Origin of the sequence: Curtobacterium sp. ME12, from assembly GCF_903970855.1 — a bacterium.
Taxonomy (GTDB): Bacteria; Actinomycetota; Actinomycetes; order Actinomycetales; family Microbacteriaceae; genus Curtobacterium; species Curtobacterium poinsettiae_A.
This window is the reverse complement of the sequence record NZ_CAJCKD010000003.1, coordinates 215,620-225,482: the sequence shown is the minus strand read 5'-3', so window position 1 is coordinate 225,482 and position 9,863 is coordinate 215,620. Positions and strand designations below refer to the sequence as shown.

Sequence of the window (9,863 nt, the reverse complement as noted above, 5' to 3'; positions counted from 1 at the left end):
CCAGCCTCGCCGGACCCCACCGACGCCGCATCACCCCGAGGAGCGAGAACCCCCGACCGGACCTCACCCCGGAGGATGACCTCTCAGACCACCGCCGCCAACGACCCCCGCACGCCGCTCGACTCGCCGCCCACCCGTTCCCACGACCGCGACAGCACGTCGACCAACCGCCCCCGGTCGGCCGGGGCCATCGTGAACGGCACCCGCAGGAACCGCTCGAACCCGCCGTCCGGCCCGAACACCCCGCCCGAGGCGAGCACCACGCCCTCGGCCCGCGCGGCGAGCACGAGCGCGCTCGACACCGGCCGACCGAGCCCCACCCACGTCGTCAACCCGCCCGCCGGTGCCGGGACGTCCCACTCCGGGAGCCGCGCCCGGAGCGCCCCCACGACCGCGTCGCGACCTTCGCGCAGGGACGCACGCCGCGCCTCCAGGACGGCCGCCGTCCGCGGGACCAGCTCGCGCACGACCAGCTGGTCGAGCACGGGGGTGCCGAGGTCGCCCGTCGGGCGGGCGAGCAGCAGCCGCTGCAGCAGCGCCGGGTCGGCGCGGATCCAGCCGATCCGCAGCCCGCCCCAGAACACCTTCGCGGCGGAACCGATCATCACGACCGATGCCCCCGACGGGTCCGCCGACGCCAAGGGCGGTGACGGCGATCCGTCGATCCGGAGCTCCCCCATCGTCTCGTCGGCGATGACGATCGTGCCGACCGAGGACGCGACCGACAGCAGGAGCTGGCGGGTCGACGTGGACATGGTCGCACCGGTCGGGTTGTGGAGCTCGGGCATGACGTACGCGACGGAGGGCGCGGTGCGACGCAGCGTGGTCTCGAGCGCGGCGGCGTCCCACCCCGTCCGCGCGTCGACGGGGACGCCGACCAGGCGGCCGCCGACCTCGCGGAAGGCCTCGTGCGCGTGCGGGTAGGTCGGGGACTCGACGAGCACGGCGTCGCCGCGGCGGACGAGCACCCGCGCGAGCAGGGCGATCGCGTGCTGCGCGCCGATCGTGACGATGACCTGGGTGGGCTCGGTCGGCAGTCCGCGCTCGGTGTAGCGCGCGGCGATCGCGGCGCGGAGGCCGGGGTCGCCGACGGTGTCGTAGCCGATCCCGGCGAGCGCCGCCGGGACGTGCCGGACCGCCCGCTCGACCGCCTCGTCGATGCCGGGGGCCGCGTGCAGGGCCGCCTTGCGCAGGTCGAGCAGGTCCCCCTCGACGACCCCGCCCAGGCGTTCGGGGTCGGGCCGGCCGACCAGGTCACGGGGCAGGTGGACCACGCTGCCGGAGCCACGGACGGACACCAGGAAGCCGTCGGAGCGCAGCCGGGCGTAGGCGTTGGCGACGGTGGTGCGCGAGACGCCGAGGGCCGCGGCCAGGCCGCGCTCGGCCGGCAGCCGGACACCCTGGGCGACCCGGCCGTCGATGACGAGGACCCGGAGGGCGTCGGCAAGCGCCTCGTACGCGGGGGCGTCGGTGCCGGCGCGCCAGTCGGTCAGCAGGTGGGAGGCGGCACGGGCACTGATCAGGACAGGGGGCACGGGTCCACGGTAGCGCGATTGGCTCTCGACCAGCAGGCCAATCTGTCGGGACGATGGCCACATGCCCCGCAGCACCGCCCGCACCCTGCGCTTCGTCCAGCTCCTCGTCGGACTGTTCCTCTACGGCGCCTCGACCGCACTGCAGGTCCGCGCCGTGGTCGGTGTGAGTTCGTGGACCGTGCTGACCCAGGGGCTCGAGAACGTCGTGCCGTGGTCGTTCGGCGTCATCACGGTGGTGTCGAGCGGCGTCATCCTGCTGCTGTGGATCCCGCTGCGCCAGAAGCCGGGCATCGGGACGCTGCTGAACGCCCTGGCGATCGGGCCGAGCGCCGACCTGGTGCTCTGGCTCGTGCCGGAGCCGTCCGGACTGCTCGCCCGGATCGCCCTGTTCGCCGCGGGCCTGGCGCTGCTCGCCGTCGCGACCGCGTTCTACATCGGAGCGGGGTTCGGCACCGGCGCGCGTGACGGCCTGATGGTAGGGCTGCACGAGCGCTTCGGCTGGCCGCTCTGGCTCGCGCGCACCCTGGTCGAGGTGTCGGTGGTCATCGTGGGCTGGGTCCTCGGCGGGAACGTCGGCGCCGGCACCGTCGTCGCCGCCTTCGCGATCGGCCCGATGGTCCAGCCGCTCATGCCGCACTTCCGCCGGTTCCCGTGGAGCCCCGAGCGCACGGCAGCAGCGCCCGCACCGAGCGTCGCCGCACCGGCCCGGGAGGCTCGCCCCACCCCCGACACACCCGCTTCGTGAGCAGGAACGGTCGGGTCCACGACCCCGGCCCGACCATTCCTGCTCACGATCCCGCGCGACCCCTTGCGGCGGCGCGGAACGCGATATAGCGTGATCAGCACAGACGCGATACATCGCGAGTTCCAGGAGGCAACATGGCGCAGGAGAAGTGGCTCGTCGACGAGCCCAAGGTTATCGACACCGGCATCGTGCGCACCGTGCGTGTCGGCCTCGTCGGCGGGCAGGTGGACGTCGTCGCACACGACGAACCCACGGCCCGGGTCGAGATCCACAGCGTGTCCGGCAAGCAGATGCTCATCGAGGTCGACGGCGACACCCTCACCGTCGACCACCCCCAGGTCCGGTGGGACGACCCCATCGGGTTCCTGAAGTCCTTCCGCGGCAAGGCCCACGCCGACGTCAGCATCCTGGTCCCCCGCGACGCCGGCATCACGCTCGGTGTCGTCTCGGCCGGTGCGCTGCTGTCCGGCACGAACCGCGGGGCGACGCTCAACACGGTGTCCGGCGACCTGGTCGTCGACGGCGTCGCGGGTGACGTCACGGTCAACGCCGTCTCGGGAGCCACCACGATCCGCGACCTCGACGGCGCGCTCGCGGTGCACACCGTCTCCGGCGACGTCGTGGCCACCGGCGAGATCCCGCGGTTCCAGGCCGACGGCGTCTCGGCCGACGTCGTGCTCGACCTGCACGAGGTCCCCGAGTCCGCCCGCGTCAACACGGTGTCCGGGTCGGTGAGCGTCCGCCTGGCGGACGGCGTCGCCTACAAGTGCACGGTGAACACCGCGACCGGCAAGCTGCAGTTCGACGACGCCGAGATCCGCGGGGTGCGCGGTTCATACGTCAAGCAGGGCGGCGAGCTGTCCGGCCAGTGGCTCGACCTGCGGGTGAACTCGGTCTCCGGCGACATCGCCGTGCTGCACGCCCCGCCGGTCGCCGAGTCGACACCCCCGACGACGCCGACCACGCCGCCGACCACCCCGACGAACGAGAGCGAGGTGCCCGAATGAGCCCCGTCTTCGCCCACGGCCACCTGCGCCTCTACCTGCTCGTCCTGCTGGCCGACCACCCGATGCACGGCTACGAGCTCATCCAGGCACTCGGGGACCGCTTCGGCGGCACCTACGTGCCGAGCGCCGGCACCGTCTACCCTCGGCTCGCCAAGCTCGAGGACGACGGACTGGTCACGAAGACCGCCGACGGCCGCAAGACCGTCTACGCGATCACGGACGCCGGCCGTGCCGAGCTCGCGGCGCGTGCCGACGAGATCGCCGCGGTCGAGTCCGGCGTGAGCGACTCGGTCAAGTCGTTGGCCGACGGCGTGCGCGCCTCGGTCGGCGAGGCCATGCGGTCGCTCCGTGCCGACCTGGCCGCCGCCGCCGAGAGTCCGGCGACCGGTTCCGCCGAGGAGCCCGTGTCCGTGCCGTCAGACAGCGCCCGCGCCCTGCGCGAGCTCGAGATGGCCCTGTCGTCGTTCCGGCAGCAGGTGCGCGCGGACCTGCGCCGTCGAGCGACCCGCGGCACGCTCGGTGCGGACACCGTGACGCGTCTGCGTGACGGCCTGGAGGCCCTGCGCAAGTCGCTCTGACCGCCGGCGGCCGACAGACGGTGGCGACCAGGGCCTCCCGGCCGTCGTCCGCACCGTCTGTCGGCCCGCCGCGTGCGGGGGCGCCGCCGACGCATCAGGAAGCCGGCAGCCGTGTCGGCGGGAAGCCGGCGAACGCGTCGGCCGCCGTCAGGTCCTCCCCGCGTTCGACGCGCGCCACGGTGGTGCGCACGGCCGCGAGCTGCCGGGCCAGTCGGTCCCGTTCGTGCTCGAGCCACGTCAGGTGTGCCGTGAGCGCCGCGACGTCGTCGGCCTCGTCGTCGAGTCGTCGCGCGATCTCGGGCAGCCCGAGTCCGAGCCCGCGCAGCAGCAGGATGCGCTGCAACCGGACGAGCGCACGGTCGTCGTAACGCCGGAGCCCGCCCGCGCCGACGGCCGTGGCCGGCAGCAGCCCGACGGCCTCGTAGTGCCGCAGGGTCCGACTCGACACACCGGCGGAACGCGCCATCTCGGTGATGGCGTGGGGAGCTTTCGCAGCTGCGCCGTCCGGGCCTGTCGATGCGCTCATGCTGGCGACTGTAGTGCTTGACGCCGCGTCAACTGCAAGGGGTGTACGACACCCAGGGTGGAGCGCCCGCAGCCGACCGGGAATGTGCGGCAGGCGAACCGTGTTGACTCGCGCCCGGAACTGAGTAGGTTTGCCGCTCGTGACGAACGAGATCCGGTCGTTGAAAGCGCGACTGATCGGGGATCCCCTCCCCTCCGAGAAGCTCGAAGGACAGCTCCTCCCGAAGCACCTGGCCCTGCCGATCTTCGCGAGTGACCCGCTGTCCTCTGTCGCGTACGCGCCGCAGGAACTCCTGATGATCCTGCTGCTCGGCGGCATGGCCTTCCTGACGTTCGCACCGTGGGTCGCCGCACTCGTCGTGCTGCTGCTCGTGGTCGTCGTCGCCTCGTACCGGCAGCTCATCAAGGCGTACCCATCCGGCGGCGGCGACTACGAGGTGGCGCACCGGAACCTCGGCGAGAAGGCCGGGCTGGTCGTCGCGAGTGCGCTGCTCGTCGACTACGTGATGACGGTGGCCGTGTCGGTCGCCTCCGGCGTCGACAACATCATCTCGGCGCTCCCGATGCTCGACCACTTCCGCGTCGAGCTCGCGCTGCTGTTCGTCGTGCTGCTCGCCGCCGCCAACCTGCGCGGTGTGCGGGAGTCGAGCAAGGCGTTCGCGATCCCGACCTACCTGTTCGTGGCGAGCGTCTTCGTGATGGTCGTGACCGGGCTCGTCCGGGTGGCCGCCGGCAACGCCCCGGTCGCCGAGTCCGCGGCCTACACCGTGCAGAACGTCGAGCACACCACGCAGGCGGCGTTCATCCTGCTGCTCCTCCGCGCCTTCGCCTCGGGCTGCTCGGCCCTGACCGGCGTCGAGGCCATCGCCAACGGCGTCCAGGCGTTCCGCCGGCCGAAGATCAAGAACGCGCAGGCCACCCTGGTCGCCATGGGCGGCATCGCGATCGTCCTGTTCATCGGGCTCATCACCCTGGCGCTCGTGTCGCACGTGCACTACGCCGAGCGCGCCTGCGACCTGCAGGGCTTCGCGAACTGTGCCACCACGCCGCAGCGCTCGCTCATCGCGCAGATCGCAGCGGCGACGTTCGGCAACAACTCGGTGCTGTTCTTCGTGATCCAGGCGACGACGGCCGCGGTCCTGCTCCTCGCGGCGAACACGGCCTTCAACGGGTTCCCGCTGCTCGGCTCGATCCTGGCGCGCGACTCGTACGCCCCGAAGGCGCTGTCGACCCGCGGCGACCGGCTCATCTACTCGAACGGCGTCATCGTCCTGGCCCTCGTCGCCGCGGCGCTGCTCGTGGTCTACCGGGCGAACGTCACGAGCCTGATCCAGCTCTACATCATCGGCGTCTTCGTGTCGTTCACGCTCGGACAGACGGGCATGGTCGTGCACTGGACGCGGCTGCTGCGGGCCGACCGCGACCGCGACGGGGCGCCCGCGGCCGACGGCGAGCCACCCGTCAACCGCGGGCAGGTCGTCCGCTCCCGCACGATCAACGCGATCGGAGCGACCTTCACCCTCGTGGTGCTCGTCATCGTCACGATCACGAAGTTCACCCACGGCGCCTGGCTCGTGTTCCTGATCATGCCGGTGCTGTACGTGCTCATGCTCGGCGTGAACCGCTACTACCGCGACGTCTCGCACGAGATCGAGGCCGACGTCGAGACGAAGTTCGGCGCCACCGGGGACCACGCCATCGTCCTGGTGAACAAGCTGCAGAAGCCCGTGCTCAAGGCGCTCGACTACGCGGTCGCCGCCGAGCACGCGAGCATCGAGGCGGTGCACGTCGCGATCGACGACGCCGAGTCCCAACGCCTGCGCGACCAGTGGGCGGAGTACGGCATCCAGGTGCCACTGACGATCGTGCCGAGCCCGTACCGCGACATCTCGATGCCCCTGATCAAGTACATCAAGGCACACCGGGCCGAGCACGGATCCGAGGTCGTCACCGTCTACACCCCGATCTTCATCGTCGGGCACTGGTGGGAGGGCCTGCTCCACAACCACCGCGGCCGCCGCATCCGCAAGAAGCTGCTGCTCGTGCACGGCGTCACCGTGGCCCTGGTGCCGTGGCTGCTCGACTCGTCCGAGCTGCTGTACGGCCGCCGTTCCCGCCCGCTGCCCGGCCAGGAGCGCCGCGGCGAGCCCGTCCGGCCCCCGCTCCGCCGCCCGGCGCAGCCCGGGTCGTCGGCCGAGGCCGCAGCCGAGGACCGCCTCCTCCGGTCCGCCGAGCGCAACAGCATCCAGCCGCGCCGCGCGACCCGTCCGGCCGGCCCCGCCGACGGCGTCGACCCCGCACTCTGCACGGGCGAGATCCACGCCCTCGTGCCTTCCCCGCCGCGACGGGGAGCCGACGAGTCGTAGCATGTGGCCCCATGACCATCAGTGACCTGCGGACGTTCGCCACGTTCGACGGACACGGCGGCAAGGTCTCGAAGCGCGTCGAGGTGCTCGACCACGAGCCGCCGGCCGGCAGCCCGCTCGAAGGACTCGTCGCCGTGCGTGGCGAGCACCCCCTCGGCGCGCGCGACGAGCGCGCCGCCGACGAGTCCGCCGCGCTCTCCCGCGGCGTCCCGAGCGTCGGCTGGGTGGACCCGGCCGCGCTCCGCGACTGGTACCGCCCGGACCGCGTCGTGCTCACCCGGCTCGAGGCGCGGCAGTCCGGCATCGAGCCCGGTGTCTACGCCGATTCCCGTGGGCGCGGTCGCGTCCGGATCGACGGCCTGGAGGCCCACCTCGCCCCCGACGGTCGGCCCGCCTTCCGCGCACTGGCCGGCCCCACCGCCGAGCCCGTCGTCGACGTGCCGCTGCCGACCGACCAGGCCGTCCGCCTGGTGGCGGTGACCGCGGTCGACGAGGGACTCGAGGTCGTCACCGCTCCGGTGTCACCGTTCCTGCAGCCCGGAGAGCACCCGGCGTACGGCGACGACGTGGTCGGGTTGCCGCCACGTCCGGCGAGCGGCCGGGTCCGGGTCACGGCGTCGGTGCTCCTCGACGGCGAGCTGCACGAGGTCGACCGGATCGACGAGCGTGCGGCGACCATCTGGATCCGGCGGGCCGACCGCGTCGTGCCGATCGCCACGAGTGCCGTCGGGCCCGATCTGGTGCGGTACGCGGCGGCGGCCGTCTGAGCCGCTTCGACGCGGATGCGTGCCGGTGTGCACTGTGCCGCCCCGGTGCAGATGTGGACCGCTGTGCGCGGCGGACCGCTCTCCCGCTGTGCCGCTTCGGGGGACGCCGCTGCTGCGTGTCGTGACGGGGGTGCGGCGTACCGTCGCGGACATGAGTGACGCAGACCGCGACCAGCAGCAGACCCCGGACGCACCGATCCAGGGCGAGACCCTCGGCGGCCCCCGACCCGACCCCTCCACCGACGCGAGCAAGGACCCCGAGCAGTGGGTCACCGGCGACGAACCGATGACCGGACCGCAGCGCAGCTACCTCGACACCCTGGCCCGTGAAGCCGGCGAGGAGCTCCCCGCCGACCTCACCAAGGCGCAGGCGTCGGAGCACATCGACCGCCTCCAGCAGCAGACCGGCCGCGGCGCCGATTCCTGAGGAGCAGTCCGCCCTTCGGCGGACCGCTGTCTGGGCATGCTCTGGGCATGTTCTGGCGAAGCGCGGTCAGTCCCCTGTTCGAGGATGATCGATGACGCGTCACCGGCTACCTTCGTGGCCATGCGAACGACATCGACCTCCATCGGCCTGACCGCGCTCCGCATCGTCCTCGGGGTGGTGTTCATCGCCCACGGCGCCCAGAAGTTCGCCCAGGGCATCCCCAACGTGGTGCAGGGCTTCTCGGGCATGGGCGTCCCCCTCGCCGAGGTCGCAGCACCCCTCGTCGCCGGCCTCGAGCTCGTCGGCGGCATCCTGCTCGTGCTCGGCGTCGCGACCCGCGTCGTCGGTGTGCTCCTGGCCGTCGACATGGTCGTCGCCGGGTTCCTGGCGCACGGCACCTCGGGCTTCTACTCGCAGGACGGCGGGTTCGAGTACGTGCTCGTCCTCGCCGTGGCGTCGCTCGCCGTGGCGCTGACCGGGCCCGGGCGGTTCTCGCTCGACGCCCTGGTGCTCAAGTCCTCGCGCCGTCGACGCGGCGTCGAGGAGCCCCTGCCCGCCTGAGCCGCGCGTTTCAGTCCGTCCGGTGCGAGGTTCCGTCGCCCGTGCGAGCTCAAGAGGCCCGCACCGGGAACGGAACCTCGCACCGTGCGAGGGACCGCGCGGCCGCTCAGCCCGCCAGCGCGTCCACGACCTGGCGGGCGATGCGTCGGCCGGCCCGGTTCGCACCGATGGTCGACGCCTGGGGCCCGTAGCCGGCCAGGAACAACCGCGGCTCCTCGGCCGACCGGCCGTCCTCGACCACCACCCCGCCCGCCGTGGTCCGCAGGTGCAGCGGTGCGAGGTGCCGCAGGTCGGCGCGGAACCCCGTCGCCCAGATCACGGCGTCGGCGTGCACGTGGGTGCCGTCCGCCGTCACCACGCCGGTCTCGTCCATCCGCGTGAACATCGGCTCGTCGCGCAGCACGCCGCGGTCGATGCCGGCACGGATCCGTCGCGACACCGGGACCCCGGTGCCGCTGACGATGCTCGGCAGGACCTCGCCGGCACGGGCGGCGCGGTCCTGTTCGTCGACGGCGGCCACCGCGGATTCGACGTCGAGCGACGCGGTCCCGGCCCAGACCATCGGGCGCCGGGTGAACCACCGTGTCGAACGGGCGACGCCGTCGAGTTCGAGCAGGAACCCGATCGCGCTCGTCCCACCGCCGACCACCACGACGTCCTGACGGGCGAAGTCGGCGGCGCTGCGGTACTCGGTCGTGTCCACCTGACGCCCGCGGAACACGTCGCGCCCCGAGTACCACGGCACGAACGGGGTGCCCCACGTGCCGGACGCGTTCACCACGACCTCGGCACGGATGCGCGTGACGGTGCCGTCGGCGCTCCGGGTCGTGACGCACAGCCCGCCGTCCGCCGGGGCGTCGCGTGCCACGCCGCCGTCGCCGTGGATGCGTGAGACGGACGTCACCGTGACCGGGCGCCGCACCCGCAGGTCGTAGTGCTGCTCGAACCGCCGGTAGTACTCACCGACGACGTCCCGCGCGGGTCGTGACCGGTCGGCGTCGTCGAACTCCAGCCCCATCGCGCGCATGCCGGGCAGGTCGTGCACCCGGTGCGCCGCCCCGAGCCGCAGGGCCTCCCACCGGAACTGCCACGCCCCACCGGTGCTCGGCGCGCGGTCGAGGATCACCAGGTCGCTGCCGGGGACGAGCCCGAGGCGACGCAGGTGGTATCCCACTGAGAGCCCCGCCTGCCCCGCACCGATCACCACCACGCGGGCGTGCTGGTCGACCGGGGTCTCGAGGGGTTCCGTCATCACTTCGATTCTGCTGTGCGGGCCAGCCGTCGCGCGACGTCCAGATCGAGGTACATGGTAGAGTGATCGGCAGATTTCAAACCACGAACCGTCTGGTTCC

The 9,863-nt window shown here is 72.7% G+C and carries 10 protein-coding genes; 7 read left to right on the top strand and 3 right to left on the bottom strand.

Going from position 1 to position 9,863, the window contains the following annotated elements:
• Nucleotides 1-83: 83 nt before the first annotated feature.
• On the bottom strand, nucleotides 84-1,535 hold the full coding sequence (locus H7A73_RS03605) for a PLP-dependent aminotransferase family protein (protein ID WP_259362678.1): 1,452 nt from the start codon (nucleotides 1,533-1,535) through the stop codon (nucleotides 84-86).
• A 61-nt stretch (nucleotides 1,536-1,596) separates the two neighbouring features.
• On the opposite strand from H7A73_RS03605, the gene H7A73_RS03600 reads away from it, so the two are divergent.
• The 3 genes from H7A73_RS03600 to H7A73_RS03590 all read left to right on the top strand — a co-directional run bounded on the left by H7A73_RS03600 (nucleotide 1,597) and on the right by H7A73_RS03590 (nucleotide 3,865).
• Nucleotides 1,597-2,280 (top strand): YczE/YyaS/YitT family protein, encoded by a 684-nt coding sequence (locus H7A73_RS03600; protein WP_182064703.1) that lies wholly within the window; start codon nucleotides 1,597-1,599, stop codon nucleotides 2,278-2,280.
• 134 nt (nucleotides 2,281-2,414) lie between these two features.
• Nucleotides 2,415-3,287, top strand: a complete 873-nt coding sequence (locus tag H7A73_RS03595) for a DUF4097 family beta strand repeat-containing protein (RefSeq protein WP_182064702.1) — start codon at nucleotides 2,415-2,417, stop codon at nucleotides 3,285-3,287.
• Nucleotides 3,284-3,865: a PadR family transcriptional regulator gene (locus H7A73_RS03590; RefSeq protein WP_027465044.1), complete on the top strand. Its 582-nt coding sequence runs from the start codon at nucleotides 3,284-3,286 to the stop codon at nucleotides 3,863-3,865. Before H7A73_RS03595 ends, H7A73_RS03590 begins: the two co-directional genes overlap by 4 nt.
• A 94-nt stretch (nucleotides 3,866-3,959) precedes the next feature.
• Here H7A73_RS03590 and H7A73_RS03585 read toward each other — a convergent pair whose 3' ends face one another.
• Nucleotides 3,960-4,391, bottom strand: a complete 432-nt coding sequence (locus H7A73_RS03585; RefSeq protein WP_182064701.1) for a MerR family transcriptional regulator — start codon at nucleotides 4,389-4,391, stop codon at nucleotides 3,960-3,962.
• Nucleotides 4,392-4,521: 130 nt separating this feature from the next.
• On the opposite strand from H7A73_RS03585, the gene H7A73_RS03580 reads away from it, so the two are divergent.
• The 4 genes from H7A73_RS03580 (at nucleotide 4,522) to H7A73_RS03565 (ending at nucleotide 8,511) form a co-directional block, all read left to right on the top strand.
• Nucleotides 4,522-6,756, top strand: coding sequence for an APC family permease (locus tag H7A73_RS03580; protein ID WP_182064700.1), 2,235 nt, complete (start codon nucleotides 4,522-4,524; stop codon nucleotides 6,754-6,756).
• 11 nt (nucleotides 6,757-6,767) lie between these two features.
• The gene (locus H7A73_RS03575; RefSeq protein WP_182064699.1) at nucleotides 6,768-7,523 is read left to right on the top strand and encodes a hypothetical protein; all 756 of its coding nucleotides are present in this window, start codon (nucleotides 6,768-6,770) and stop codon (nucleotides 7,521-7,523) included.
• Nucleotides 7,524-7,674: 151 nt separating this feature from the next.
• Nucleotides 7,675-7,950, top strand: coding sequence for a DUF3072 domain-containing protein (locus H7A73_RS03570; protein ID WP_017886246.1), 276 nt, complete (start codon nucleotides 7,675-7,677; stop codon nucleotides 7,948-7,950).
• Nucleotides 7,951-8,070: 120 nt separating this feature from the next.
• Nucleotides 8,071-8,511, top strand: a complete 441-nt coding sequence (locus tag H7A73_RS03565; protein ID WP_182064698.1) for a DoxX family protein — start codon at nucleotides 8,071-8,073, stop codon at nucleotides 8,509-8,511.
• Nucleotides 8,512-8,617: 106 nt separating this feature from the next.
• On the opposite strand, the gene H7A73_RS03560 is transcribed toward H7A73_RS03565, so the two are convergent.
• On the bottom strand, nucleotides 8,618-9,763 hold the full coding sequence (locus H7A73_RS03560) for an NAD(P)-binding domain-containing protein (RefSeq protein ID WP_182064697.1): 1,146 nt from the start codon (nucleotides 9,761-9,763) through the stop codon (nucleotides 8,618-8,620).
• Between the last annotated feature and the right edge of the window lie 100 nt (nucleotides 9,764-9,863).